Origin of the sequence: Pseudonocardia sp. 73-21, from assembly GCF_001899645.1 — a bacterium.
GTDB lineage: Bacteria > Actinomycetota > Actinomycetes > Mycobacteriales > Pseudonocardiaceae > Pseudonocardia.
This window is the reverse complement of the sequence record NZ_MKVV01000059.1, coordinates 20,417-45,582: the sequence shown is the minus strand read 5'-3', so window position 1 is coordinate 45,582 and position 25,166 is coordinate 20,417. Positions and strand designations below refer to the sequence as shown.

24 protein-coding genes and 2 pseudogenes are annotated in these 25,166 nt (G+C 72.1%); 20 read left to right on the top strand and 6 right to left on the bottom strand.

Going from position 1 to position 25,166, the window contains the following annotated elements; all coding sequences use genetic code 11:
• Positions 1 to 3: 3 nt before the first annotated feature.
• From BGP03_RS19405 to BGP03_RS19395, 3 genes are read right to left on the bottom strand one after another with little or no spacing between them, the layout of a single operon-like run.
• On the bottom strand, positions 4 to 714 hold the full coding sequence (locus tag BGP03_RS19405; protein WP_296375364.1) for a DUF899 domain-containing protein: 711 nt from the start codon (positions 712 to 714) through the stop codon (positions 4 to 6).
• Positions 715 to 768: 54 nt separating this feature from the next.
• Positions 769 to 1,092 carry a putative quinol monooxygenase gene (locus tag BGP03_RS19400; RefSeq protein ID WP_296375361.1) on the bottom strand — a complete coding sequence of 108 codons (324 nt, stop codon included), beginning with the start codon at positions 1,090 to 1,092 and terminating at the stop codon, positions 769 to 771.
• Positions 1,089 to 1,334: a PEP-utilizing enzyme gene (locus BGP03_RS19395; RefSeq protein WP_296375416.1), complete on the bottom strand. Its 246-nt coding sequence runs from the start codon at positions 1,332 to 1,334 to the stop codon at positions 1,089 to 1,091. The genes BGP03_RS19400 and BGP03_RS19395 overlap by 4 nt, the downstream gene beginning before the upstream one ends.
• 29 nt (positions 1,335 to 1,363) lie before the next feature.
• Between BGP03_RS19395 and BGP03_RS35995 the strand changes: the two are divergent.
• The 11 genes and pseudogenes from BGP03_RS35995 to BGP03_RS19345 all read left to right on the top strand — a co-directional run.
• A pseudogene (locus tag BGP03_RS35995) lies at positions 1,364 to 1,519 on the top strand (SDR family oxidoreductase); the annotation flags it as partial.
• Between the two features lie 82 nt (positions 1,520 to 1,601).
• Positions 1,602 to 1,820 (top strand): annotated as a pseudogene (locus BGP03_RS35990) (PEP/pyruvate-binding domain-containing protein); the annotation flags it as partial.
• Between the two features lie 413 nt (positions 1,821 to 2,233).
• Positions 2,234 to 2,674: a Fur family transcriptional regulator gene (locus BGP03_RS19385; RefSeq protein WP_296375359.1), complete on the top strand. Its 441-nt coding sequence runs from the start codon at positions 2,234 to 2,236 to the stop codon at positions 2,672 to 2,674.
• Positions 2,675 to 2,737: 63 nt separating this feature from the next.
• A complete protein-coding gene (katG, locus tag BGP03_RS19380; RefSeq protein ID WP_296375414.1) occupies positions 2,738 to 4,939 on the top strand; it encodes a catalase/peroxidase HPI in 2,202 nt (733 codons plus the stop codon).
• Between the two features lie 77 nt (positions 4,940 to 5,016).
• Positions 5,017 to 5,949, top strand: a complete 933-nt coding sequence (locus BGP03_RS19375) for an IclR family transcriptional regulator C-terminal domain-containing protein (RefSeq protein ID WP_298799795.1) — start codon at positions 5,017 to 5,019, stop codon at positions 5,947 to 5,949.
• The gene (locus BGP03_RS19370; RefSeq protein WP_298799796.1) at positions 5,913 to 7,331 is read left to right on the top strand and encodes an amidohydrolase family protein; all 1,419 of its coding nucleotides are present in this window, start codon (positions 5,913 to 5,915) and stop codon (positions 7,329 to 7,331) included. Before BGP03_RS19375 ends, BGP03_RS19370 begins: the two co-directional genes overlap by 37 nt.
• Positions 7,324 to 8,478: a CaiB/BaiF CoA-transferase family protein gene (locus tag BGP03_RS19365; protein ID WP_298799797.1), complete on the top strand. Its 1,155-nt coding sequence runs from the start codon at positions 7,324 to 7,326 to the stop codon at positions 8,476 to 8,478. The genes BGP03_RS19370 and BGP03_RS19365 overlap by 8 nt, the downstream gene beginning before the upstream one ends.
• Positions 8,471 to 9,262 carry a citryl-CoA lyase gene (locus BGP03_RS19360; protein WP_296375339.1) on the top strand — a complete coding sequence of 264 codons (792 nt, stop codon included), beginning with the start codon at positions 8,471 to 8,473 and terminating at the stop codon, positions 9,260 to 9,262. The genes BGP03_RS19365 and BGP03_RS19360 overlap by 8 nt, the downstream gene beginning before the upstream one ends.
• Position 9,263: 1 nt before the next feature.
• Positions 9,264 to 10,124, top strand: coding sequence for a dioxygenase (locus BGP03_RS19355; protein WP_296375337.1), 861 nt, complete (start codon positions 9,264 to 9,266; stop codon positions 10,122 to 10,124).
• Position 10,125: 1 nt separating this feature from the next.
• Positions 10,126 to 11,157, top strand: a complete 1,032-nt coding sequence (locus tag BGP03_RS19350; protein ID WP_296375335.1) for a 5-methyltetrahydropteroyltriglutamate--homocysteine methyltransferase — start codon at positions 10,126 to 10,128, stop codon at positions 11,155 to 11,157.
• A complete protein-coding gene (locus BGP03_RS19345; protein ID WP_298799798.1) occupies positions 11,154 to 12,446 on the top strand; it encodes a helix-turn-helix domain-containing protein in 1,293 nt (430 codons plus the stop codon). The genes BGP03_RS19350 and BGP03_RS19345 overlap by 4 nt, the downstream gene beginning before the upstream one ends.
• Here the strand turns inward: BGP03_RS19345 and BGP03_RS19340 are convergent.
• Entirely contained in the window at positions 12,430 to 13,626 is a 1,197-nt protein-coding gene (locus tag BGP03_RS19340) for an acyl-CoA dehydrogenase family protein (protein WP_298799799.1), read from the bottom strand. The genes BGP03_RS19345 and BGP03_RS19340 overlap by 17 nt on opposite strands.
• Positions 13,627 to 13,795: 169 nt before the next feature.
• Between BGP03_RS19340 and BGP03_RS19335 the strand changes: the two genes are divergently transcribed.
• Positions 13,796 to 15,460, top strand: a complete 1,665-nt coding sequence (locus BGP03_RS19335; RefSeq protein ID WP_296375329.1) for a CocE/NonD family hydrolase — start codon at positions 13,796 to 13,798, stop codon at positions 15,458 to 15,460.
• Here BGP03_RS19335 and BGP03_RS19330 read toward each other — a convergent pair.
• Positions 15,435 to 16,586, bottom strand: coding sequence for an acyl-CoA dehydrogenase family protein (locus BGP03_RS19330; RefSeq protein ID WP_296375327.1), 1,152 nt, complete (start codon positions 16,584 to 16,586; stop codon positions 15,435 to 15,437). The genes BGP03_RS19335 and BGP03_RS19330 overlap by 26 nt on opposite strands.
• A gap of 94 nt (positions 16,587 to 16,680) precedes the next feature.
• Here BGP03_RS19330 and BGP03_RS19325 point away from each other — a divergent pair, with 94 nt between their 5' ends.
• From BGP03_RS19325 to BGP03_RS19310, 4 genes are all read left to right on the top strand, one after another.
• Positions 16,681 to 18,519 carry a helix-turn-helix domain-containing protein gene (locus tag BGP03_RS19325; RefSeq protein ID WP_296375324.1) on the top strand — a complete coding sequence of 613 codons (1,839 nt, stop codon included), beginning with the start codon at positions 16,681 to 16,683 and terminating at the stop codon, positions 18,517 to 18,519.
• Between the two features lie 139 nt (positions 18,520 to 18,658).
• Positions 18,659 to 19,708, top strand: coding sequence for an alcohol dehydrogenase catalytic domain-containing protein (locus BGP03_RS19320; protein ID WP_296375322.1), 1,050 nt, complete (start codon positions 18,659 to 18,661; stop codon positions 19,706 to 19,708).
• A gap of 13 nt (positions 19,709 to 19,721) precedes the next feature.
• Positions 19,722 to 20,579, top strand: a complete 858-nt coding sequence (locus BGP03_RS19315) for a hypothetical protein (protein WP_298799800.1) — start codon at positions 19,722 to 19,724, stop codon at positions 20,577 to 20,579.
• Positions 20,580 to 20,608: 29 nt separating this feature from the next.
• Entirely contained in the window at positions 20,609 to 20,944 is a 336-nt protein-coding gene (locus BGP03_RS19310) for a hypothetical protein (protein WP_296375318.1), read from the top strand.
• Positions 20,945 to 20,946: 2 nt separating this feature from the next.
• Here BGP03_RS19310 and BGP03_RS19305 read toward each other — a convergent pair whose 3' ends face one another.
• Positions 20,947 to 21,345, bottom strand: coding sequence for a VOC family protein (locus BGP03_RS19305; protein WP_296375317.1), 399 nt, complete (start codon positions 21,343 to 21,345; stop codon positions 20,947 to 20,949).
• A 63-nt stretch (positions 21,346 to 21,408) separates the two neighbouring features.
• Here BGP03_RS19305 and BGP03_RS19300 point away from each other — a divergent pair, with 63 nt between their 5' ends.
• The 4 genes from BGP03_RS19300 to BGP03_RS19285 all read left to right on the top strand — a co-directional run bounded on the left by BGP03_RS19300 (position 21,409) and on the right by BGP03_RS19285 (position 25,145).
• Positions 21,409 to 22,374 (top strand): YafY family protein, encoded by a 966-nt coding sequence (locus BGP03_RS19300; RefSeq protein WP_298799801.1) that lies wholly within the window; start codon positions 21,409 to 21,411, stop codon positions 22,372 to 22,374.
• Positions 22,375 to 22,399: 25 nt separating this feature from the next.
• Positions 22,400 to 23,818: an MFS transporter gene (locus tag BGP03_RS19295; protein ID WP_296375313.1), complete on the top strand. Its 1,419-nt coding sequence runs from the start codon at positions 22,400 to 22,402 to the stop codon at positions 23,816 to 23,818.
• A gap of 25 nt (positions 23,819 to 23,843) precedes the next feature.
• Positions 23,844 to 24,509 carry a class I SAM-dependent methyltransferase gene (locus BGP03_RS19290; RefSeq protein ID WP_296375311.1) on the top strand — a complete coding sequence of 222 codons (666 nt, stop codon included), beginning with the start codon at positions 23,844 to 23,846 and terminating at the stop codon, positions 24,507 to 24,509.
• A gap of 147 nt (positions 24,510 to 24,656) precedes the next feature.
• Positions 24,657 to 25,145 carry a pyridoxamine 5'-phosphate oxidase family protein gene (locus BGP03_RS19285; RefSeq protein ID WP_296375309.1) on the top strand — a complete coding sequence of 163 codons (489 nt, stop codon included), beginning with the start codon at positions 24,657 to 24,659 and terminating at the stop codon, positions 25,143 to 25,145.
• The last annotated feature ends 21 nt before the right edge of the window (positions 25,146 to 25,166 follow it).

The following is a 25,166-nucleotide window of genomic DNA, read 5'->3' as shown; positions in this document are numbered from 1 at the left end:
GATCTACTCCTCGAAGTTCGGGGTGGCCGGACGGGCGTGGTCGACGCGGCCCTTGGGCTCCTCCCACTCCTCCTGCCGGCCCAGCGCGGTCAGGTCCAGGAAGTAGTAGGACCCGCCGGTGGACTCCGCCCCGCGCGCGAACTGCGAGTAGGTGTGGAAGACGCGGTCGCCGTCGCGGAGGAAGCAGCTCAGGCCGGGCAGCTCACCGGTGTACGGCTCGTCCATCGGGCGGTAGTTGTAGACGGCGGGGCCGCGCGCGGCGTCGAACGAGACACCGAAGTCGTAGTTGAAGTCGCTGCCGTAGGACGAGTACCAGCGGATACCCCAGCCCTTCTCGGCCTTGTAGCGCTCGATCTTCTCGAGCGGCGCCCGGGAGATGTGGACGAGCGTGGTGTCGCGCGCCCCGAGGTGACGTTGGAGGCCGGGCGACCACTCGTCGGCGCCCGCGCTGCAGCTGGGGCAGCCGGCGTCCCACTCCGGGTCGAACATGAAGTGGCCGACCATCAGCTGGCGGCGGCCGTCGAACATCTCCAGCAGACCGACCGTGCCCTCGGGGCCGTCGAAGACGTAGTCCTTCTCGATCTCGACCATCGGCAGCTCGCGGCGCCGGGTGTTCAGCGCGTCACGGGCGCGGGTCAGTGCCTTCTCGTCGGCGAGCAGGGCGGTGCGGGCAGCGGTCCACTCCTCGCGGGACACGATCTGCGGCAGGCTCACGGCGGTCTCCTCCTGGTTGTGGATACCAGTGGTGACCGCCGTGAGGCCCGGAAATCATCGCGGCGTGATCTCACCCATCTCGCCCCAGCCGTCGCCGGGCACGTCGGAGACGCTGACGATGGACGGGGTGGCCGACACGACGTCGGGCGCCCAGCCGACGAACTTCGTGAAGTGGTCGGAGTTGACGTGGGCACCCGCGGCCCCGTCCTGGAACGCCTCGGTGAGGACGAACGTGTGCTCGTCCTCCACGCTGCGCGCCCACTCGAAGAAGATGTTGCCCTCCTCCGCCCGGGTGGCGAGCGTGAACTCCCGGGCGTCGTCCAGGAACGAGTCGGAGTGCTCGGGCTTGACCGGGAACTTGACCACAATGAAGATCATGACGGCGATTCTACGATCGTGACGGTGGCCGTGGTGCCATCCACCTCGATCAGGGCGCCGTCGGGGATGCGCCCTGTGGCGTCGGTGGCGGAGACGACGCACGGGATGCCGAGCTCGCGGCTGACGATCGCCGCGTGCGAGAACGGCGCTCCGACGTCGACGACGACGGCACCCGCGGCGACGAGCAGCGGCGTCCAGGACGGGTCGGTGATCGGCGCGACCAGGATCTCGCCGGGCTCCAGCGCCGACGGGTCGTTCGGGTCGGCAGGAGCTGCTCACCTGGGCCGCCGACCTGGACGGGCCCACCGCCTACCAGCTGTCTAAGCAGCTCGTGCACCGCTACGGCCTGGAGCTCGCCGCCCGGCTGCTGCCGCGCGGCATCCGCAGCAACTGCGTGAGCCCCGGCCCGGTCGAGACGCCGATCCTCGCGGACTTCCGCGCACCACCGACGTCGACGGCCTGCGGGCGCGGGTCGCGGAGATCAAGGCCGCCACGGACATCCCGGACGACCCCACGACCAGCTCCGCGGCGCCGTCGAGGCCGTCTTCCGCAGCTGGGACAGCCCCCGGGCCCGCGCCTACCGCACCCACGAGGGCATCCCCGACGACCTCGGCACGGCCGTGAACGTCCAGGCGATGGTGTTCGGCAACCTCGACGGCGCGTCCGGCACCGGCGTGGTGTTCACCCGCCACCCCGCCACCGGCGCCGACGGGCCCTACGGCGACTTCCGCGACGAGCGCGGCGAGGTGCTGTTCCGCGCGGGCGACCTCATCACGATCGACGGCGCGACCGGGGAGGTCTGGCTCGGGGCCGCCGCCGAGGGCAGCGCCGTCGGGTCCGAGGACGACGTGCTCGCCCGCGACCTGCCGGAACTGGCCGCTCTGGCCCGCCGGCACCAGCCGGGGGTCGGCGCCGTACCGGTTCGGGCCCGGGGCGCGTACGTCGCCGGGCCGTAGAGGCCGCCGACCAGCCCGGTGCCCGACGGGACGACGACGTACCCGCCGACCATCCCGTGCCGGGCCCCGTCCCGGGCGCCGGTCGCGTCGTTCGTGCCGGTCCGCCCGCACTCCGTCCCGATCGTGTCTCGCGATGAGACAGAGGGATTCTTGACCGATTCCAGATAAGGGGACACACTGCGGGCGTGCCGACACCACCGGACTTCGAGAGCATGCTGCGGGGGGCCGCCCTGCGCGTGACGCGTCCCCGGCTGGCCGTTCTCGCGGCGGTGCACGACCGTCCGCACGCCGACACCGACTCGATCATCGGTGCCGTCCGTGCGAACCTCGGTGACGTGTCCCACCAGGCCGTCTACGACGTGCTCCGGGCGCTCACCACGGCCGGCCTGGTACGGCGCATCCAGCCGTCGGGCTCCCTGGCACGCTACGAGTCACGGGTCGCCGACAACCACCACCACGTCGTCTGCCGGTCGTGCGGAGCCATCGGCGACGTCGATTGCGCCGCCGGTGACACCCCCTGCCTCACCGCGTCCAACGACCACGGCTTCACGATCGACGAGGCCGAGGTCGTGTACTGGGGCCTGTGCCCCGACTGCTCCACCACATCCGCCACACGCAGTGCCTGAGCACACCCTCGTTCTGGGAAGGAAATTCTCGTGTCTGACGACCACACCACCGTCGAGAAGAGCATGAACACCGAGGAGGCGGGCGGCTGCCCCGTCGACCACGGGCGTCTCGGCCACCCCACCGAGGGCGCGGGCAACACCGACTGGTGGCCCAACCAGCTCAACCTGAAGATCCTGCGCAAGCACCCCGCCGCCGCGAACCCGCTCGACGCGGACTTCGACTACCCGAAGGTCTTCGCCTCCGTCGACCTCGACGAGCTGGCGGCCGACGTCGACGCCGTGCTGACGGACTCCAAGGACTGGTGGCCGGCCGACTTCGGGCACTACGGCCCGTTCATGGTCCGCATGGCGTGGCACGGCGCCGGGACCTACCGCGTCAACGACGGCCGCGGTGGAGCGGGTGCCGGCATGCAGCGCTTCGCGCCGCTCAACAGCTGGCCGGACAACGGCAACCTCGACAAGGCCCGCCGCCTGCTGTGGCCGGTGAAGAAGAAGTGGGGCCAGAAGGTCTCCTGGGCCGACCTCATGATCTTCACGGGCAACCGCGCCCTGGAGACGATGGGCTTCACGACCTTCGGCTTCGGTGGCGGTCGCACGGACGTGTGGGAACCGGACGAGGACGTCTACTGGGGCCCGGAGCGCACCTGGCTGGGCGACGAGCGCTACACCGGTGAGCGCGACCTGGAGAACCCGCTGGCCGCGGTCCAGATGGGTCTGATCTACGTCAACCCGGAGGGCCCCAACGCCAACCCGGACCCGCTGGCCTCGGCCCGCGACATCCGCGAGACGTTCGGCCGCATGGCGATGAACGACGAGGAGACCGTCGCGCTGATCGCCGGCGGGCACACCTTCGGCAAAACCCACGGCGCCGCCAACCCGGACGTCGACAACAACGTCGGACCCGAGCCCGAGGGCGCGCCCATCGAGCAGCAGGGCCTGGGCTGGAAGCAGGGCTTCGGCAAGGGCAAGGGCCGCGACACGATCACCTCCGGCCTCGAGGTCACCTGGACCGCCGAGCCCACGAAGTGGACGAACCTGTACTTCGACAACCTGTTCGGCTACGAGTGGGAGCTGGAGAAGAGCCCCGCCGGTGCCTGGCAGTTCCGGCCGGTGAACGGCGGCGGCGCCAACACCATCCCCGACCCCGAGACCGGTGAGCTCAACCGCTACCCGACGATGCTCGTCAGCGACATCGCCCTGCGGGCCGACCCGATCTACGAGCCCATCTCGCGTCGCTTCCACGAGAACCCGGCCGAGTTCGCCGACGCGTTCGCCCGCGCCTGGTTCAAGCTCACCCACCGCGACATGGGCCCGATCCAGCGCTACGTGGGCCCGCTCGTGCCGCAGGAGGAGCTGCTCTGGCAGGACCCGGTGCCGGCCGTCGACCACCCGCTGGTCGACGCCGCCGACATCGCGTCGCTCAAGGAGAAGATCCTCGCCTCGGGTCTGACGGTGTCGCAGCTCGTCGCCACCGCGTGGGCGGCGGCCTCCTCGTTCCGCACCAGCGACAAGCGCGGCGGGGCCAACGGCGGCCGCATCCGCCTGCAGCCGCAGCGCGCCTGGGAGGTCAACGACCCCGACCAGCTCTCGGTCGTGATCAGCGCGCTGGAGACCGTCCAGGCCGACTTCAACGCCTCGGCGGCCGGCGGCAAGAAGGTCTCCTTCGCCGACCTCGTCGTGCTCGGTGGCGTGGCCGCCGTCGAGAAGGCCGCGAAGGACGGCGGCGTGGAGGTGTCGGTCCCGTTCACCCCCGGCCGCACCGACGCCACCCAGGAGAAGACCGACGTCGAGTCGTTCGCCTACCTGGAGCCGACCGTCGACGGGTTCCGCAACTTCCGCGGCAAGGGCGACCGCCTCCCCGGCGAGTACCTGCTCGTGGACCGCGCGAACCTGCTGGGCCTCAGCGCCCCGGAGATGACCGTCCTGGTCGGTGGCCTGCGCGTCCTGGGCGCCAACACCAAGCAGTCCAGCACCGGTGTGCTCACCTCGGCGCCGGGCACGCTGACCAACGACTTCTTCACCAACCTGCTCGACATGGACATCGAGTGGAAGTCCACCGGCGACGACGACGCGTTCGAGGCCCACGACGCCTCGGGTGCGGTGAAGTGGACCGGCAGCCGCGCCGACCTCGTGTTCGGCTCGAACTCCGAGCTGCGCGCGCTCGCGGAGGTCTACGCCTCCGACGACGCACGCGAGAAGTTCGTCAAGGACTTCGTGGCGGCGTGGGACAAGGTCATGCAGGCCGACCGGTACGACCTCGTCTGATCCTGCTGTAACCCACACCGAGCCGACCGGCGGACAATCGTCCGCCGGTCGGCTCCGGTGCCTCTACTCTGTCCGGCATGGCACCCCGTCCCGACACCGGTCCGGACTTCATCGAGGCGCTGGCCCGCGGCCTGGACGTGATCCGCGCGTTCCGCCCGCACCGCCCCGCGATGTCGCTGAGCGACGTCGCGACGGCCGCGGACCTGGCCCGGCCGACGGCCCGGCGGATCCTGCTGACGCTCGCCGAGCTCGGCTACGTCCGCCAGGGCGAGCACGGCTTCTCGCTCACCCCTCGCGTACTGGAGCTGGGTGTCGCGTACGTGCGGTCGATGGGGCTGTGGGACGTCGCGCGCCCGCACATGGAACGCCTCGTCGCCCGCACGAACGAGTCCTGCTCCATCGCCCAGCTCGACGGCTCCGACATCGTCTACGTCGCACGCGTCGCCGTGCCGAAGATCGTGTCGTTGGCCGTGGAGATCGGCACCCGCTTCCCCGCCCTGCCGACCTCGCTGGGAAAGGTGCAGCTCGCGGCGATGACGGCGGCCGAGCTGGATGCGGTGCTCGCCCAGCCCACGCGGTCCGGGTTGACCCCGCGCTGGCAGCCCGACCGGGCCGAGCGCGACGCCGAGCTGCGCGAGGTGCGGGCCCGGGGCTGGGCGCTCACCGACGAGCAGCTCACCCTCGGCATCCGGTCGGTCGCCGCCCCCCTGCGCGACGGGAACGGCCGCGTGATCGCCGGCATCAACGTCAACTGCCACGCCGCCGAGACCCCGGTCGAGCGCCTGCTGAGCGACCACCTCCCGCTGCTGCTGCAGGCCGCGGGCGAGATCAGCGCCGACTTCGCGCGGCTCGACACGGTGCCGCACACGATGGCCTCCCGACCGGACTGCGGGGTTGACGGCCCCGGCCCGATGGCCAAGACTCCGTTGACCGGACAGTTGTCCGGCGAGCGGACATCCCGAGGAGCGGTCTCATGGGTTCTGTCGTCCTCCGCGGAGGCACCGTCCTGACGGTCGACGAGCGCCGGAGCGTGCTCACCGGCCACGACGTGCTGGTCGTCGACGACCGGATCGCGGCGATCGGGCCGCGGCTGGCCGTGCCGGAGGGCGCCGTCGAGATCGATGCGACGGGCGGCATCGTGATGCCGGGCATGATCGACACCCACCGGCACATGTGGCAGACCGCCATGCGCGGCTACGGCGCCGACTGGACGCTCACGCAGTACTTCGTCTGGTACTACCTGGAGTGGGGCAGGACGTTCCGCCCCGAGGACGTCTACGCGGGCAACCTGCTCAGCGCCATCGAGGCGATCGACGCCGGCGTCACCACCACGGTCGACTGGTCGCACGGGCTGCAGACCACCCAGCACGCCGACGCCGCCGTCGACGCGCTCGAGGCGGTGCCCGGCCGGTTCGTGCTGGCCTACGGCAACATCCAGGACGCCCCCGCGAACTGGACGGCCACGCCGGAGTTCCGCGACTTCGTCTCCCGCCGCACCGGCGGCGGCAAGCTCGACCTGCAGCTCGCCTTCGACGTCACCGGCGACCCGGCGTTCCCGGAGAAGCCCGCGTTCGAGGTGGCCCGCGAGCTCGGCGTGCCGGTCACCACGCACGCCGGGGTCTGGGGCGCCACCGGCGACGACGGCATCCGGCTCATGCACGACCACGGCTTCATGACCCCGGAGACGGTCTACGTGCACGCGGCGTCGCTGTCGGCCGACTCCTACCACCGCATCGCCGCGACGGGCGGCTCGATCTCCGTCTCCACCGAGAGCGAGCAGAGCGCCGGCCAGGGCTACCCACCCACGTGGGCGATCCGGGCCCACGGCATCCCGGTCTCGCTGTCGATGGACACCTCGGTGTGGTGGAGCGGCGATCTGTTCTCCGCGATGCGCAGCACGCTGGGCGCCGACCGCTCCCGCGAGCACATGAAGGCGCACGCCACGGGCGACACCGTCACGCACGCGTCGCTGCGCGCCGAGCAGGTGGTGGAATGGGCCACCCGCGGCGGCGCCCGCGCGCTGGGCCGCGAGACCGATCTCGGCAGCCTCGAGGTGGGCAAGAAGGCCGACGTCGTGCTGATCAAGAACGACGCCTCGCCGGTGATGTTCCCGCTGCTCAACCCGCACGGCCACGTCGCGTTCCAGGCCCAGCGCGGCGACGTGCACACCGTGCTGGTGAACGGGCGGATCGTGAAGCGCGACCACAAGCTCGTCGACGTCGACCTGCCCGCGGCCCGCACAGGAGTCGATCGGACGGTGGAGCACCTGCGCAGGTCGCTCGGGGACGAGGCCTGGGAGAAGGGCATGAACCCGGACGTGCCCACGGCCGAGGTGCTCGACAACCCCTACACCTACACCGACTACAAGAGCGAGAGCACGCACGGTGGCTGATCCCCGGACGGGACCGCTGGCCGGGCTGCTGGTCGCGGACTTCTCCCGCGTGCTCGCCGGCCCGTACGCCACGATGTTGCTGGCCGACATGGGCGCCGACGTCGTCAAGGTCGAGGGGCCCCACGGCGACGAGACGCGCACCTGGATGCCCCCGGTGCGCGGTGAGGTGTCCACGTACTACCTCGGCGTCAACCGCGGGAAGCGGTCGATCGCGCTCGACCTGCGCGACGACGCCGACGCCGCGACGGGCCGGGAACTGGCCCGCCGCGCCGACGTCGTCATCGAGAACTTCAAACCCGGCGGCCTCGCGAAGTACGGGCTCGACTTCGACGCGGTCCACGCGGCGAACCCCGGCGTCGTCTACGCGTCGATCAGCGGTTTCGGGGCCGGTGCCGGGGCGAAGGTGCCGGGCTACGACCTCATGGTGCAGGCGATCTCGGGCCTGATGAGCCTCACCGGCGACCCGGACGGGCCGCCCTACCGCGCCGGGATCTCGGTGTTCGACGTGATGGCGGGCAACCACGCCGTGATCGGCATCCTCGCCGCGCTGCGCCACCGCGACGCCACCGGCGAGGGCCAGCACGTGGAGGTCAACCTGCTGTCGTCGGCGCTGACGGGGCTGGTCAACCACAGCTCCGCCTACGTCGCGGGCGGGGTGGTGCCGCTGCGCATGGGCAACGCGCACCCCAGCGTGTTCCCGTACGAGCCGCTGCCCACCGCCGACAACGACCTCATCGTGGCCGCGGCCAACGACGGCCAGTTCCGCAAGCTCTGCGTCGTGCTGGGGATCCCCGAGATCGCCGACGACCCGCGGTTCGCACGCAACGCCGACCGCACGCGGAACCGGGAGGAGCTGCGCCCGATCCTGACCGACCGGCTCGTCACCCGCGGTGCGGCGGAGTGGTTCGACCTGCTCGTCGAGGCGGGCGTGCCGTGCGGCCCGATCAACACGATCGACGGCGGGTTCGCGATGGCCGAGAAGTTCGAGCTGGACCCGGTGGTCGAGGTCGGCGAAGGTGAGCGTGCCGTGCCGACGACGCGGCACCCGATCCGCTTCTCCGCCACCCCCGTCGACTACGCGCTGCCCCCGCCCGAGCTCGACGAGCACGGTGCGGAGCTGCGGAAATGGCTGGCTGACAATGCCTGACTACCCCACCGCGCTCGGGGCTTCGTCGCTGGACACGATCACGCTGCTCGGCCACGACCTCGCCGAGGACGTGATGGGGACGGTCGGGTTCGGGGAGCTGGCGTTCTGGCTGGCCACCCAGCGCCGCCCGTCCACGGGCGAGACCAGGGTGTTCGAGGCCGTGCTGGCCGCCCTGGCCGACCACGGCTTCACCCCCACGGCCATCGTCACGCGCCTGACCTACCTCTCGGCGCCGGACTCCGTGCAGGGCGCGCTCGCGGCCGGGTTGCTGGGCGGAGGGTCACGGTTCCTCGGCGTGACGGAGGACTGCGGGCGGTTCCTGCACGAGGTGCTCGCCTCCGCCGGGACCCCGACCGACGACGCCGGCTGGGACGCCCTCGCGCTGGAGACCGTCACCGCGCAACGGGCGGCGAAGAGGTTCGTGCCCGGCCTCGGCCACCACGTGCACAAGAACGGCGACCCCCGCACACCCCGGTTGTTCGCGATCGCCGAGGAGGAGGGCCTGCGGGGCCCGCACCTGGAGCTGTTCGCCGCCATCGGCCGCGTGCATCCCCAGGTGCTCGGCAGGACGTTGCCGCTCAACGGCGCCGGCGTCTGCGGGGCCGCGCTGGCCGATCTCGGGCTGCCCCTGGAACTGCTGCGAGGGTTCGCCCTGCTCGCCCGCACCGCCGGGCTGATCGGGCAGCTCGCCGAGGAGCTGCGCCATCCCGTCGGCAACGACATCTTCCTGTCGGTGGACCTGAACAACCGGTCCGTCGACCCCGACCCCTACCGAGGGAGCTGACATGGACGCCGTCACCGAGGACACCATCACCGACCTGGCCGTGTCGCGCTGGGCCACCGCCAAGGACCCGCGCACCGGGGAGGTCCTGACGGCGCTGGTCCGCCACCTGCACGACTTCGCCCGCGAGGTCCGGCTCACCGAGGCCGAGTGGATGGCGGCCGTGCAGTGGCTGACCGCCACCGGGCAGATCAGCGACGACAAGCGCGAGGAGTTCATCCTCGCCTCCGACGTGCTCGGGCTCTCGATGCTGGTCGTCTCGATGAACCACGACCTGGACGCCGCGGCGACCCCCGCCACGGTGCTCGGCCCGTTCCACATCGCCGGATCGCCCGAGCTGGAGTTCGGGGCCGACATGTCGCAGGGGCTGCCGGGCGTCCCGCTCTACGTCCACGGCACGGTCCGGGGACTGGACGGCACGCCCGTCGGCGGTGCGGTGCTCGACGTGTGGCAGGCCGACGACGACGGCGCCTACGAGGCCCAGCTCCCCGTCGACGAGGCCCGGCTGCGCGCGAAGTACACCGCCCGCGGCGACGGCGCGTACTGCGTGCGCACGATCGCCCCGAAGGGCTACGCGATCCCGATGGACGGCCCGGTCGGTGAGCTGATCAGCCGCACCGCGATCAGCCACTACCGCCCCGCCCACGTGCACTTCCTGCTCAACGTGCCCGGGTACGAGCCGCTGATCACGCACCTGTTCCGGGAGGGCGCTCAGTACCTCGACTCCGACGTGGTGTTCGGCACGAAGCCCGAGCTGGTGGTCGCGTTCACCGAGCGCGAGCCGGGCCCGACCCCCGACGGGGGCAGCTCCGCGGTGCCGTGGCTCGAGGCCCGGTACGACTTCGTCCTCCAGCCGGTGGGCTGACATGGCCACGCCGCTGCTCCCGACCTCGCTCGTCGGCAGCTACGCCCAGCCCGACTGGCTCATCGACCGCTCCAGGCTCGCCGGCCGCTTCCCGCCCCGCGTCCGGGCGACGGAGCTGTGGCGCGTCGACCCGGAGTTCCTCGCGCAGGCCCAGGACGACGCCACCCTGCTCGCCATCCGCGCGCAGGAGGACGCCGGGCTCGACATCATCACCGACGGCGAGATCCGCCGGGAGAGCTACTCCAACCACTTCGCCACCGCCCTGGACGGCGTGGACGTCGACAACCCCGGCGTCGCGCTGGACCGCAGCGGCCACCCCAACCCGGTGCCGCGCATCACCGGCCCCATCGCTCGGCCGCACCCGGTGCAGGTCGACGACCTGCGGTTCCTGCGCGCCCACACCGACCGCACGATCAAGATGACGGTGCCCGGCCCGTTCACCATGAGCCAGCAGGCGCAGAACGACCACTACCCGGACGCCGAGGCGGCCGCGATGGCCTACGCGGTGGCCGTCAACGCCGAGATCCGGGACCTGCACGCCGCGGGTGCCGACATCGTCCAGATCGACGAGCCCTACATGCAGGCCCGTCCCGACGCCGCCCGCGCCTACGGCCTCGCCGCGCTGAACGCGGCGCTGGAGGGCGTCACCGGCACCACCGCCGTGCACATCTGCTTCGGCTACGCCGCGATCATCCACGAGCGGCCGGAGGGCTACTCGTTCCTGCCCGAGCTCGCCGGCTGCCCGGTGGACCAGATCTCGATCGAGACCGCCCAGTCCGGCCTGGACCTCGAGGTGCTCTCCGACCTGACCGACAAGACGATCATCCTCGGGGTGATCGACCTGTCCACGCCGGAGATCGAGACCGCGGAGGAGGTGGCCGCCCGCACCCGTCGCGCGTTCGACCGCATCCCGCCGGGGCAGGTCGTCCTCGCCACCGACTGCGGGATGAAGTACCTGCCCCGCGCATCCGCGGAGGGCAAGATGCGAGCCATGAGCGACGCCGCGCAGCTGCTGCGAGCCGAGCTGGCGTGAAGCCCGAGCGCGACTGGCTCCTGCGCCTGGCCCCACGCGGCGAGGTCGCGCTCGACCGCGCGGCCAGCGCGGCTCCGACCGTCGCCCAGACCGTCGCGCACGTCGGGGAGGGGCCGACGCGCTGGGCGATCGAGGTCGGCCACGACCTGGCCACCACGATCATCCGCGAGATCCCGGCCTTCGGCGGCGGTGACGGCCCGTTTGAGACACTGCGGATGGGCACCGAATCGTCGACGATGCGCTCGTTGGTGCTCCTGGCCTTCCCCGACGCCGCGCTGGTGCCGATCACCGAGGAGGCACTGGAGGGCGACCGGGAGTTCGTCCGCCGCAACATCGCGCTGGACAAGGTGCTGCGCGGGATCCGCTTCGGCCACGCCGGGATGGCGCACGCTTTCCTCGTCGGCTGCGAGACCCTCGTCGACACCGCCCGGTTGGCCGACGAGATGAAGGCGGTGTCGGAGGACCTCTTCCGGTTCATCGACAGCTTCGCCGACGCGATGGTGCTGGAGTACCTCGCCGAGCGCGACCGGTGGGTCACCAGCGCCGCGGCCGCCCGCGACGAGACGGTCCGCCGGATCCTGTCCGAGGAACCCGTCGACGTCCGGGCCGCGAGCGGCGTGCTCGGTTACGAGCTCGACCGCCACCACGTCGCCGTGACGCTGTGGACCGAACCCGGCGCGCCCGCGGGCACGTCGGAACTGCAACGCGTGGCCGTCGACGTCCTGCACCGCCGCGGCGCCACCTCGACCCTGGTCGTGCCCGTCGGGAGCAGTGGTCTCTGGGCGTGGGGAGCGGTGCCCCGGCCGGAGGCGCCCGCGACCGCGATCGAACGCGCCGCCTCCGTCCGGGTGGCCTGCGGACTACCCGGTCGCGGCGTCGACGGGTTCCGCCGCAGCCATCACGAAGCCGTGCTGGCCGAGCGGCTCAGCCGGCTCGCCGGCGACCGGGCCGCGTGGCTCACCGACTACGCCGACGTCGCGGCGGTCGCGCTGCTGGCCGCGGACCTCACCCGCGCCGGCGAGTTCGTCCGCCGCGAGCTGGCCGGGCTGGGCGCGCCCACCGACCAGGCGGCCGTCCTGCGCGAGACCCTGCTGCACTACCTCGACGCCGAACGCAGCCTCGCCACCGTCTCGGCCGAGCTCCACGTTGCCCGCGGCACCGTGAACTACCGCATCAAACGCGCCGAGGAACTGCTCGGACGGGAGGTCGGACGGCGACGCTTCGAACTGCACGCCGCCCTCCTCCTCGCGAGACTGCTCGGCGACGTCGTTCTCAGATCAGAGCCGTGATCTGCTCCTCCGCCCCGAGCAGCTCGCGCCCGTAGATCTCCGCCGCGATCGACGAGTTCACCACGGCGTGCCGACTGCCGGTCTCCTGGTCCCGCCAGATGCGCTGCAGCGGGTTCTTCTCCGCGAAGCTGCTCGCCCCGCCGATGCTGACCAGCAGGTCGATGGCTTCCCGGCAGCGGCGGGCGATGTAGCCGGTGTCCATCCGGACGCGGGTGCGGGTCAGCCGGTCCATGTGGTGCGGCGCCGCCGCCCACTCGTCGATGTCGCCGGCCGCCCGCATCGCGTGCAGGTGCGCGGTGTCGATCAGCTCGGCAGCCTCGGCCAGGTTGAGCTGCGTGGTCGGCGCCGCAGCCGAGTCGTTGTAGAACGTGTACGAGATCGGCTTGTGCTTCGCCAGCATCTCGGTGACCACGTCGAGCGCGGCCCGGGCCATGCCGATCTGCGGGCCGACGAGGATGAGCGCGAGCACCGGCACGAACGCCGACCGGTACAGCGACTCGTCGTCGTGCTCGGTGGCGTACACCCCGGCGAGCGCCTGACCCACCGAGAGGATCCGGTGGTCGGGCACGAACACCTCGTCGGCCACGAGCGTGTTGCTCGCGGTGCCGCGCAGGCCCGCGACGAACCACGTGTCCTTGCACGTCAGGTCACCCATCGGGATCAGCGCGAGGCCCTGGTCCAGCTGGTCACCGTTGGCGTCCACCACCGGGATGCCGAGCATCGCCCACTGCGAGTGCGCCGAACCGGACGCGAAGCCCCACGCGCCGGTGACGACCTGCCCGCCGTCGACGGCACGGGTCGCCGCGGTCGGAGCGAGCACACCGCACGCCCGCGCGTCCGGGTTCGCGCCCCACACGTCGCGCTGGGCCTGTTCGGGGTAGAGCCCGACCATCCATCCGCAGACGCTCATCAGCGCGGTGACCCAGCCGGTCGACCCGTCGCCGCGGCCGATCTCCTCGCTCACCGTCATGAACGTCGTGAACGACGCCTCGTGCCCGCCCCAGCGTCGGGGCACCGGGAGGCGGTAGATGCCGGCGTCCTGGATCGCCTGGATGTTCTCGTCCGGCACCCGGCGGTCGTCCTCACCGCGTTCGGCGTTGGCGCGCAACAGCGGACGCAGTTCGGCGGCGCGGCGCACCAGGACATCCGGGTTCAGCACGGCGGATTCTGTGGTCGTCATCGGCTTCTCCTCCTGGAGCGGCTGTGGTGCTTGCAGTACAGGCCCCTGAAGCGGCCGGCGTCCTGTACCGCGGAGCAGAGTCGGATCCCGTCGTTGGTCCGGCAGACCGAGCGGGCCCACCCTGTGAGCCACTTCACTGGACCTCCCATCCGACGACGTAGGAGCAGCCGTGTCCACAGAGCCCGTGATCTTCATGCCCGGCATCCCGCCCGAGGCCGCCGGCTGGCCCGGAGCCGAGTACTCCGACACCGTCGAGGACGGCGTCCGCATCGAGCGCAACGTCGCCGTGCCGATGCGCGACGGGCTGAAACTGCTGGTGGACCGCTACTCCCCCGCCGGGACCGTGTCCGCGACACCCGTACTGGTGGCCTGGTCGCCCTACGGCAAGCACGGCGCACTCGACTGGGCGGCGTGGGAGGGCCACGACGTCGACCTGGACGCGCTGTCACCACACACGGCGTTCGAGACGCCGGACCCTGTGTTCTGGGTGCGCCACGGCTACAGCGTGATCCTCGCCGACGCCCGCGGTGCGTGGGGCTCCGAGGGCGACGTCACGATGTTCGGACCCGAGGAGGCCCAGGGCTGCTACGACCTCGTCGAATGGGCCGGCGTGCAGGAGTGGAGCAACGGGAAGGTCGGCATGTCCGGCGTCTCCTGGTACGCGGTGATCCAGTGGGCAGTGGCCGCGCTGCGCCCGCCGCATCTCGCCGCGATCAACCCGTGGGAAGGCTTCCATGACAACTACTACGAGGTGGGCACGCACGGCGGCATCCCGGAGACCCAGTTCGGCGGCCTCCTCGGCCCGCTCATCGCCAAGACCCACGGCCAGGTCGAGAACGTCCTCGCCAACGCGATGAACCACCCCTTCTACGACGACTACTGGCGCTCCAAGGTCGCCGACCTCGGCAGGATCGACGTGCCTGCCTACGTCGTCGCCAGCTGGTCGGACCACGGCCTGCACACCCGCGGCACCCTCGAGGGCTACCGCCGCATCGCCTCGACGCAGAAGTGGCTGGAGGTGCACGGCCGCAAGAAGTGGGCCCACTATTACGCCCCCGACAGCCTGGCCCGGCAGGTCGCGTTCTTCGACCGGTTCCTCAAGGGTGAGACGACCGAGGTGGAGCAGTGGCCGCCGGTCCGGCTCGAGATCCGCGACCGCGCCGGCACCGGCGAGATCCGCGACGAGCGGGAGTGGCCGCTCGCCCGCACCGCTTACACGCCGCTGCACCTCGACGCCGCCACGGCGTCACTGCGCGCTGGCTTGTCCACAGAGGATGGATGGGTCGACTACGACGCGGTCGAGGGCAGCGTCTCGTTCGACCACCGCTTCGACGCCGACACGGAGCTGACCGGCCCGATGAACCTCCGCCTGTGGGTCGAGGCCGTCGGCGCGCACGACATGGACCTGTTCGTCGGGATCCGGAAGGTCGACGCGGGCGGCGACGTCGTGCCGTATCCCTTCTTCTCCACCCTCGACGACGGCAACGTCGCGCTGGGCTGGCTGCGGGTCGGCCGCCGCGAGCTCGACGAGGCCGCCTCGACGCCCGAGCGGCCCGTCTACCTCCACCAGCGCGACCAGCACCTGAGCCCCGGCGAGATCGTGCCCGTCGACGTCGAGATCTGGCCGTCGGGCACGCTCTTCCGCGCCGGCGAGACGCTGCGGCTCGTGGTGCAGGGCCACGACCTCAACGTCTACGGCGAGCAGGTCTTCGCCCAGCGGCACGCCTACACCGTCAACGCGGGGCGCCACGTCCTCCACACCGGCGGCGACCACGACTCGTTCCTGCTCGTCCCGGTAGTCCCACCGCTCACAGGCCCAGGTCGCGACCGATGACCTCCTTCATGATCTCCGTGGTGCCGCCGTAGATGCGGGTGATGCGGGCGTCGGCGTAGGCGCGGGCGATCGGGTACTCGTTCATGTAGCCGTAGCCGCCGTGCAGCTGCAGGCACTTGTCGACGACCCGGCCCTGCAACTCGGTGCACCACCACTTCGCCTTCGACGCGTCCACCGCGGTGAGCTCGCCGTCGCCGAGCGCCCGGACGCAGTCGTCGACGTAGCTCTGGGCGATGTCGATCTCGGTGGCGATCTCGGCGAGCACGAACTTCGAGTTCTGGAACGATCCGATCGGCGCGCCGAAAGCTCTGCGCTCCTTGACGTACTCCAGCGTCCAGCTCAGGGCCGCCCGCGCCGCCGCCACTCCCCCGATGGCGATCGACAGCCGCTCCTGCGGCAGGTTCGTCACGAGCTGGGTGAAGCCCTGGCCCTCCTCGGGGCCGAGCAGGTTCGCAACCGGAACCCGGACGTCGGTGAACGACAGCTCCGCGGTGTCCTGCGCGTGCTGGCCGAGCTTGTCGAGGTTGCGGCCGCGCTCGAAGCCCGGCATCCCGCGTTCGAGCACCAGCAGCGACATCCCGCGGTGGCGCTGCGCGGGGTCCGTCTTCACCGCGGTGATCACCAGGTCGGCGTTGATCCCGTTGGTGATGAACGTCTTCGACCCGTTGACGACGTAGTGGTCGCCCTCCCGGCGCGCGGTGGTGGTCATCGACGCCAGGTCGGACCCGATGCCGGGCTCGGTCATCGCGATCGCGGTGATCAGCTCGCCCGAGGCGATGCCGGGCAGCCACCGCTGCTGCTGCTCGTCGGAGCAGTAGGCCATGAAGTACGGCAGGCTGATGTCGTTGTGAAGCGTCAGACCGAGGCCGACGGCGCCGTACCCGCTGCGCATCAGCTCTTCGGAGATCACGGCGTTGAACCGGAAGTCGTGCACCCCGCCCCCGCCGAGGGCCTCGGGGATCTCCATGCCGAGGAACCCGGAGCGGCCCGCGGCCGTGAACAGGTCGCGGGAGACGATCCCGGCGGCGTCCCACTCGGCGGCGTGCGGGGCGATCTCCTTGTCCACGAACGTCCGGAACGACGACCGGAACGCCTCGTGGTCCTCGTCGTACAGGTGCCGCTGCATCGCGTCGTCTCCTCGGCTCGGGTCCGTCCAGCATCTCAGGGATGGACGCAGAACGAGACGTCCAGCGGCTCCGGACCGTTCTAGGGTCGGCACGGTGACCGCCCTGGACGTCGAGTCCGCGCGGCGACGCTTCTGGGCCGACGGGCCCGGTGCCGCCGCGGGGTCGGTGCGCGCCGAGGTGCTGGCGTCCTGGGAGCGGTCGGCCGGCGTCGACGTCCGCGCGGTCGGGGCGCCGTTCGTCGGCCACGACGCCGCGGCCCCCGGGGTGGCCGACGCCGGCGACGTGTTCGAGGAGTTCCACCGGCGCAACCCCGACGCCGGCTGCTCGCTGGCCCTGGTCGACGCCGACGGGGTGGTGCGGGTCCGGCGCGACGGCGGGCGGGCGCTGGCCGAGGTGCTCGACGCCGTCCGGTTCGTCCCGGGCTACCGCTACGACGAGACGGCCATGGGCACCACCGCCGCCGCGATCGCCCTCCACACGGGCTCGGACGCCCGCGTCGACGGGGCGGAGCACCTGCACGCCGACCTGACGTGGCTCGCCGAGGCGGCCGCGCTGGTGCCCGACGGGGCGGTCGTCGTCGTGCTCACCCACGTCACCGCGCCGCACCCCGGTCTGGTCGTGGCCCGGCTGCTCGCGGACCAGGTGGCCGAGAGGGTGGCGTCGCGCCGGCACCGGGTGGCGCGCTCGGTGCACGACGGCTTCGCGGACGCCTGCGGCGCCGGGGCGGAGTGGGTGGTGGCCACCGACGGGGACTTCGTCCTCACGAACGCGGGCGTCCGCAAGATCGCCGCCGACGACCAGCAGATCCTCGCCGACCTGGCCCTCGCCGGCGCCGTCCTGCCCGACGGGCACGGGAGCCGCCACGTCGACCTGCCGTCCGGCCACTGCGCGGAGGTGGGCGTCACGGCCCTGCGCCTGGACGGCTCCACCGTCGGCTGCGTTCTGGCCGGCGGTCTCGCCGCGGCCCGGCAGGCCGGGGCGGTCCCGGACGCCCTGCGCCGCCAGGGGTCGCACGTGGCGTCCACCGCGCGCCGCGACTACGCCGCCGACCTGCACGGGCCGTCCTCGGCGGAGCGGGCGCACGCCGAGGCCAGGGCGCGGGCCAACCGCGAGCTGCTCAGCCCGTACCTGCGGGCCCGTCAGGAGGTGGCCACGAGCGTCGGCCAGCGCCGCCACCACCTGCTGATGGGCGAGGCCGGCGTCGGCAAGCGCACCCTGGCCGTGGAGCAGTTCCGCCGGACGTTCCCGACCGGGACGCTGCGCAGCCTGGACTGCTCGGGGGTGAGCGACTCGGCCAGCGCCCCGGACCCGCTCGCCCAGGTCACCCGCGATCTCGACGACCAGCCCCGCATGCTGGTGCTGCGGCAGATGAACCTGCTCTCGCCGGTGGCCGCCCGCCGCCTCGACGAGTCGCTGCGCACGCTCGTGGCGATGCCGAGCGCGCTGATCGTGGTCGGCTGCGTCGACGCGGTGTCCGCCGACGCCACCCGTCCCTACGGCCTGCTGCTGCGCCACTTCCACGAGACGGTGCGGGTGCCGGCCCTGCGCTACCGGGCTGACGAGCTGGGCGAGATCGCGCTGTCGATCCTGCGCAGCCTCACCGGCGGCCGGTCGCTGCGGCTGAGCCTGCAGGTGATCCGGGTGCTGGAGGGCTACGCGTGGCCGGGCAACGTCCGCGAGCTGGAGGACGTGCTCCGGTACGTGATCGCGCGCAAGCCCGTCGGGGTGATCCAGGCGCCCGACCTGCCGGCGTCGTGCTTCGCCGCCCGTGCCCCGAAGCTGTCGATGCTGGAGTCCGCGCAGTGCGACGCGATCATCCAGGCCCTCTACGAGTCGGGCGGCAACCGGTACAAGGCCGCCGCGATGCTGGGCATCGCGCGGTCCTCGCTCTACCGCAAGATCGACGCGTTCGGGATCAGCTACATCGCGTGATCGCGGGTGTCCCGGATCCGGGTCAGTGATCCACTTCCGCGCGCTCCCGGGAGCTCCGGTCGTCCCATGATCGGACAGTCGCCTGTGTCGGGCGCCACTAGCGTCGGATTCGACGCGATGCGACCAACGGAGGTAGCAGATGAAGGCACTTGTGTACCACGGACCAGGGAACAAGGCGTGGGAGGACGTGGCCGACGCCGCGATCCAGGAACCCACCGACGTCGTCGTCAAGGTCGACACGACCACCATCTGCGGCACGGACCTGCACATCCTGCAGGGCGACGTCGCCGCCGTCACCGACGGGCGCATCCTCGGCCACGAGGCCGTCGGCACCGTCACCGAGATCGGCGAGGCCGTCCGCGGGTTCGCCGTCGGCGACCGCGTGCTCGTCCCGGCGATCACGAAGTGCGGCCGCTGCGAGTACTGCGGGCGCGGGATGCCGTCGCACTGCCAGACCGTCGGCGGCATCGGCTGGATCTTCGGGCACCTCATCGACGGCACGCAGGCCGAGTACGTCCGCGTGCCCTACGCCGACACCTCCCTCTACGCGGTGCCGGAGAACGTCACCAACGAGCAGGCGATCTTCCTGGCCGACTCGCTGCCCACGGGTTACGAGGTCGGCGTCCTCGCCGGCGGGGTGCGGCCCGGTGACACCGTCGCCGTGGTCGGGGCGGGGGCCGTCGGGCTGTCCGCGGTGCTCACCACCGGGCTGTGGGGCGCGTCCAAGGTGATCGCGATCGACACCAACAAGTTCCGGTTGGAGAAGGCGCTCGAGTTCGGCGCCACCGACGCCGTCGAGGTCGGGCCGGGCACCGTCGCCGACGTCATCGCGCTCACCGACGGCCTCGGCGTCGACGTCGCCATCGAGGCGGTCGGCTACCCCGAGACGCTGCTCACCGCCGCGTCGCTGGTGCGCCCCGGCGGCACGATCGCCAACGTCGGCGTGCACGGCACGCCGGTGGAGCTGCCCATGCAGGACATGTGGATCAGCAACGTCACGCTGACGATGGGCCTGGTCGACACCGTGTCCATCCCGACCCTGCTCAAGATGGTGGCCAGCGGCCGGATCCCGGCCGAGAAGATGGGCACCCACTCGTTCACCTTCGACCAGATGGACGAGGCCTACGACGTCTTCAAGAACGCGGCGGCCAACCTGGCGCTGAAGGTGGTCATCACTCCGGGAGGCTGACAGGGTTGGCCGGGTGATCGAACGGCTGGCCTGGGTGACCACCCGTGACGCCCGGGGCAGGGACGAGGACGAGCCGCTGGCCCTGGCGGCGCTGGAGCGGACGGGCGTGTCGGTCGACGTCGTCGACTGGCACGACCCGGCCGTGGACTGGTCGCGGTTCGACCGGGCGGCCCTGCGCTCGACCTGGGACTACACGCAGCGGCTGCCCGAGTTCCTGACCTGGCTCGACGAGGTCGACGCGGCGACCGAGCTGGTGAACCCCGCCGCCACCGTGCGCTGGAACCTCGACAAGCAGTACCTGGCCGAGCTGGCCGGGGCCGGTGTGCCGGTCATCCCCACCGAGTTCGTGGCACCGGGATCGGCGGCGACGTTCCCGGCCGGGGAGTTCGTCGTGAAGCCGGCCGTCGGCGCGGGCAGCCGGGACGCCGCCTCCTACGACGCGGAGCAGCACGCACTCGCGGGGGAACACGTCGCCCGGCTGCACGCCTCGGGGCTGGTCGCGATGGTGCAGCCGTTCGTGGAGTCCGTGGCCACGGACGGCGAATGGCCGCTGCTCTTCTTCGACGGCCGGTTCAGCCACGCCGCCGCCAAACGGGTCGCCCTGCCGCGGGCAGGGGTGATCGACGGGCTGTTCGCCACCGAGACCAACGCCGAGCACGTCGCCACTCCGGCGCAGGTCGAGGTGGCCCGGGCCGCCCTCGACGTGGTCTCGGCGCGGCTGGGGACACCGGCCTACGCCCGGGTCGACCTGGTCCGGGACGCCACCGGCGGGTTCTGCGTGCTCGAGGTGGAGCTGATCGAGCCGTCGTTGTTCCTGCCCTACGCCGGTACGGCCGCCGCCGAGGAGCTCGCGACGACGCTGGTGCGGTAGCGCCCGCACCGACCCGGCAGACTCACGCCGTGAGCGTCACGACGACCGCCGACGGCACCCGCATCTCGTTCGATGTCGACGAGGCGGGTGAGCCGTTGCTGCTGCTGGCGGCCCGGCGCGGGCACCGGCGGGCCAGTGCGCGGCACGACGCGTCGGCCGAGCTCGGCCGGATCACCGCGCCGACGCTGGTGCTGCACGGCACCGCCGACGCGTTCTGCCCGATCGGGAACGCCGGGCTGCTCACGGCGGGAATCCCCGGCGCACGGCTGGTGCCGTTCGAGGGCGCCCGGCACGCCTACTTCCTGGAGCACCGACCGGAGGCGTCCGAGCGGGTGCTGGGTTTCCTGGCCGAGCATCCGGTCTGATCTCACACGCCGAACTTCTCCCGCGCCGCCCCGGTGACCGGGGTGAACAGGTTGACGAGGTTGCCGTCGGGATCGCGGAAGAGCAGCGCGCGGTTGCCCCAGGGCATGTCCCGCGGCGCGGTCACGACGTCGGACAGCCCGTCGCGGAGGCGGGCGAACTCGGCGTCGACGTCGGCGACGAGGAACTCGACGATCGCGCTGCGGTTGGCCGCGGCCTCGGCGCAGCCGGCCCCGAACAGCGGGACCGTGCGGTCGCTGCCGATGGCCAGCGTCGCGGCCGGGGTGGGGATCTCGGCGAACAGGTCGTTGCCCCAGACCGCGGCACAGCCGGTGACCTGCTCGTAGAAGGCGACGAGCCGGGGCACGTCGGCGGTGATGATCCTGGTCGAGATGAGCTTCATGCCACCGACGGTAGGGCCGATACCGGACAGGAACCGCCCGGTATCTGTGGGATTCTCACCGGCGTGACCCGGCCGACCGCGCGCGTGCTCGCGTTGCTGGAGATCCTCCAGGGCGGCGGCACCCGTACCGCCGCGGACCTCGCCCGTCGCCTCGACGTCGACGAACGCACGGTGCGCCGCTACGTGCAGCACCTCGTCGACCTCGATGTCCCGGTGCGGGCCGACCGCGGCCGCCACGGCGGGTTCCGGTTGGCGCCGGGCTACCGGATGCCACCCCTCATGCTGACCGACGACGAGGCGCTCGCCGTCGTCCTCGGCCTGGTCGCGGCCGACCGGACGGGGCTCGTGCCGTCGTCGGGTGCGGCCGTCGCCGGCGCGACGGCGAAGATCCGCCGGGTGCTGCCGCAGCGGCTCGGCGGCCGGCTCGACGCCCTGCTCGACACCGCAGGCTTCACGGCGCCGCGGAGCCCGGCGGCGGCGGAGACCGACGTCCTTCTCGCCGTCGCGGAGGCGGCGCGGTCCGGGCGGGCCGTCGCCGTCACCCACCGGTCGGCCGACGGACGGCGCAGCGAGCACACGCTGCACCCGTACGCTCTGACCGCCCACTCCGGGCGCTGGTACGTCACCGGCGCCGACCCCGCCGCCGGCGCCGAGCGGACCTTCCGCCTGGACCGGATCGAGACGGTAGAGCCCCTGACCACCACCTTCGACGTGCCGGATGCGGTGGACCCCGGGGAACGACTGCTCACGGCGCTCGCCACGGCACCGCGCCGGCACCGCGTGTCGGTGCTCGTGGAGGCCGACGTCCAGCACCTCCGTCGTCGCGTCCCGCAGGGACTCGCCGCGGTCGAACCCCTCCCCGGCTCCCGGGTCCGGCTGCGCCTGCAGGTGGAGGAACTGGAGTGGGTGCCGTCGCTGCTGGCCTGGATCGACCGGCCGTTCGTGATCGAGGAGCCGGCCGCACTGACCGAGCACGTCCACGCACTGGTGCGGCGGCTGACGGAGTCCGCCGACCGCGGGAATGCCTGACGACCCGCGCCTCTTGTGCTGGAGAGTGAGCCCCACCGCATCTGCCGCCGTCGGCCTGCGCTCCGAACGCGGACCGGTACTCCTCGCGATCATGGTGTCCACCGGCCTGATCGCGATCGACGCCACCATCCTCGCCACGGCGGTCCCCTCGGTCGTGCGCGACGTGGGTGGGTTCTCGCAGTTCCCGTGGCTGTTCTCGGTGTACCTGCTGGCCCAGGCGGTGTCGGTGTCGGTGTACGCCAAGCTCGCCGACACCTTCGGCCGCAAGCCGATCATGCTGTTCGGGATCGGCCTGTTCCTGCTCGGCAGCGTGTTGTGCGGGCTCGCCTGGAGCATGCCGGCGCTCATCGCCTTCCGCGCCGTGCAGGGCCTGGGCGCCGGCGCCGTCCAGCCCATGGCGATCACGATCGCGGGCGACATCTACACCGTCGCCGAGCGCGCCAGGGCCCAGGGCTACATCGCCAGCGTCTGGGCGGCCTCGTCGGTCGTCGGACCGACGCTCGGCGGGGTGTTCTCGCAGTTCGGCCTGTGGCGGTGGATCTTCTTCGTCAACGTGCCGCTGGGCCTGCTCGCCGGCGGACTGATCCTGCGGAACCTCCACGAGACGGTGCAGCGCCGGGAGCGCCGCATCGACTACCTCGGCTCGGTGCTGCTGACCAGCGGGATGACCCTGCTCATCCTGGGCGTGCTGGAGGGCGGGCAGGCGTGGGCGTGGGACTCGGCGGCGAGCGTCACGGTGTTCGCCGCGGGTGCGGCGCTGCTCGTCGCGTTCGGAGTGGCCGAACGCCGCGCCGCCGACCCGATCCTGCCGCCCTGGGTGTTCCGCCGTCGCCTGCTGCTGACGACGACCCTGCTCAGCCTGGGCATCGGCGTGATGCTGATCGGGCTGACGTCGTTCGTGCCGACGTACCTGCAGACCGCACTCGGGGTGTCCCCGCTGGTCGCCGGGCTCGCGCTCGCCGCGCTGACCATCGGCTGGCCGATCTCCGCGAGCCTGTCGGGCCGGCTGTTCTACCTGCGGTTCGGCTTCCGCCCGACCATCCTCATCGGCCTCGCCGTCGTCGTGGTCGCCGTCGGCGTCCTCGCGCTGCTCGCGCACGGACCCTCGGTGGTGGTCGTCGCCGTCACCTGCTTCGTCGCCGGCCTGGGCATGGGCCTCGTGGCGTCGCCGTCCCTGATCGCCGCGCAGGCCAGCGTCGAGTGGAACGAGCGCGGGGTCGCCACCGGCACGAACATCTTCGCCCGCTCGATCGGCAGCGCGGTCGGCGCGGCGGTGCTGGGCGCCGTCGCGAACGGTGTCATCGCCGCGTCCGGCCGGCCGGAGACCGACCCGCTCGCCGCGACGGCCGCGGGCGCGGCCGTGTTCCTCGCCGTGCTCGTGGCCGCGGTGCTGACCGTGGCGGCCGGGCTCGCTATGCCCCGGGTCCGCGCGCCGGGGACCTGACCCCCGCGTCGCTATCGTCGGTTGGATGGGTGAGAACGACGCGGTGGAGCGGACCCGCCGGGACTACGACGAGGTCGCCGAGCTGTACAACGATCTCGTGCGGGGGCCCGAGGACGCCACCGATGCGCTCTCCGTAGCGATGATCAACGCGTTCGCCGACATCGTCCGCGCCGGTGGATCGGAGGGTGCTGTGGTCGATGCCGGGTGCGGCCCCGGTCAGTGGACCGATCACCTGGACCGGGCCGGTATCCGGACCTACGGGGTCGACCTGTCGCCGGCCATGATCGCGATCGCCCGACGGTACCGCCCCGACCTGCGCTACGAGGTCGGCTCGATGTTCCGCCTCGACGCAGCGGACGAGTCGGTCGCGGGCGTCCTGGCCCACTTCTCGTTGATCCACACGCCGCCGGACCTGCTTCCGCGCGTCCTGGCCGAGTACGCCCGGGTGATGGAGCCCGGTGGCCCGTTGCTGGTCGGGTTCCAGATCACCGACACCGCGGACGCCGACGGCTGGGTCCCCTACGACCACAAGGCCTCACCGGCGTACCGGTGGACCCCCGATGCGCTCGCCGACCGGCTGGGCGAGCACGGTTTCACCGAGCTCGGACGCCTGCGGATCGTCGCTCAGGCCCCGGGCAAGCCGCCGGGCGGCTACCTGCTGACGCGCCGTGCCGTCCCCAGCGACGGGTGACGGGGTCGCCGGTTCGGGTCCCCATCGAGTCGACTGCGCTGCTGTCGGCACTCCACCAGATGTGATGCAGGTCACTTCTCAGGATGTCGAGGTGCCGGCGGCGGCTCCGTCCCCGCCGTGTCCGAACCCGAGAACGAAGGAGACCCGATGGACGCCCAGACCGTGACCGGGACCCTCGCCAGGCCGATCGCCCAGGAGCTGCTGGCCTCCGCCATGGCGCGGTTGTCCTACCTCGGCGTCGACGGTGACCCGCGGGTGATCCCGATCGGGTTCTGGTGGACCGGCGAGAAGATCGTCTTGGCCACCGCGGTGAGATCGGCCAAGGTGACCGCGATCCGCCACCACCCGAGAGTCGCCCTCGTGATCGACAGGTTCGGCATGCCACCGCGTTCGCTGCTCGTGCGCGGCTCGGCGACCGTCGAGATCGTCGACGGGGTGCCCGCGGAGTACCTCGCCGGCGCTCCCAAGCTCATGCCGGCCGGGGCGGTGCCCGGCTGGCAGGCCGGCGTGCGGGCACTCTACGAGGAGATGGCGGTCATCACGATCACGCCCGATCACGTGGTGCTGCACGATTTCGAGACGACCATCCCCAGGGCCGTCGCCGACCTGGTCGCGGCCCACGGCGACCCACGCTGACGACGTTCGGCCACGTGAGGA

Excerpts from the sequence above, each read along its gene's own strand:
- BGP03_RS19400 (WP_296375361.1), bottom strand. The coding sequence starts at position 1,092 with ATGATCTTCATTGTGGTCAAGTTCCCGGTCAAGCCCGAGCACTCCGAC.
- katG (WP_296375414.1), top strand. The coding sequence starts at position 2,738 with ATGAACACCGAGGAGGCGGGCGGCTGCCCCGTCGACCACGGGCGTCTC.
- BGP03_RS19375 (WP_298799795.1), top strand. The coding sequence starts at position 5,017 with ATGGCACCCCGTCCCGACACCGGTCCGGACTTCATCGAGGCGCTGGCC.
- BGP03_RS19370 (WP_298799796.1), top strand. The coding sequence starts at position 5,913 with ATGGGTTCTGTCGTCCTCCGCGGAGGCACCGTCCTGACGGTCGACGAG.
- BGP03_RS19360 (WP_296375339.1), top strand. The coding sequence starts at position 8,471 with ATGCCTGACTACCCCACCGCGCTCGGGGCTTCGTCGCTGGACACGATC.
- BGP03_RS19355 (WP_296375337.1), top strand. The coding sequence starts at position 9,264 with ATGGACGCCGTCACCGAGGACACCATCACCGACCTGGCCGTGTCGCGC.
- BGP03_RS19350 (WP_296375335.1), top strand. The coding sequence starts at position 10,126 with ATGGCCACGCCGCTGCTCCCGACCTCGCTCGTCGGCAGCTACGCCCAG.
- BGP03_RS19340 (WP_298799799.1), bottom strand. The coding sequence starts at position 13,626 with ATGACGACCACAGAATCCGCCGTGCTGAACCCGGATGTCCTGGTGCGC.
- BGP03_RS19330 (WP_296375327.1), bottom strand. The coding sequence starts at position 16,586 with ATGCAGCGGCACCTGTACGACGAGGACCACGAGGCGTTCCGGTCGTCG.
- BGP03_RS19320 (WP_296375322.1), top strand. The coding sequence starts at position 18,659 with ATGAAGGCACTTGTGTACCACGGACCAGGGAACAAGGCGTGGGAGGAC.
- BGP03_RS19305 (WP_296375317.1), bottom strand. The coding sequence starts at position 21,345 with ATGAAGCTCATCTCGACCAGGATCATCACCGCCGACGTGCCCCGGCTC.
- BGP03_RS19290 (WP_296375311.1), top strand. The coding sequence starts at position 23,844 with ATGGGTGAGAACGACGCGGTGGAGCGGACCCGCCGGGACTACGACGAG.
- BGP03_RS19285 (WP_296375309.1), top strand. The coding sequence starts at position 24,657 with ATGGACGCCCAGACCGTGACCGGGACCCTCGCCAGGCCGATCGCCCAG.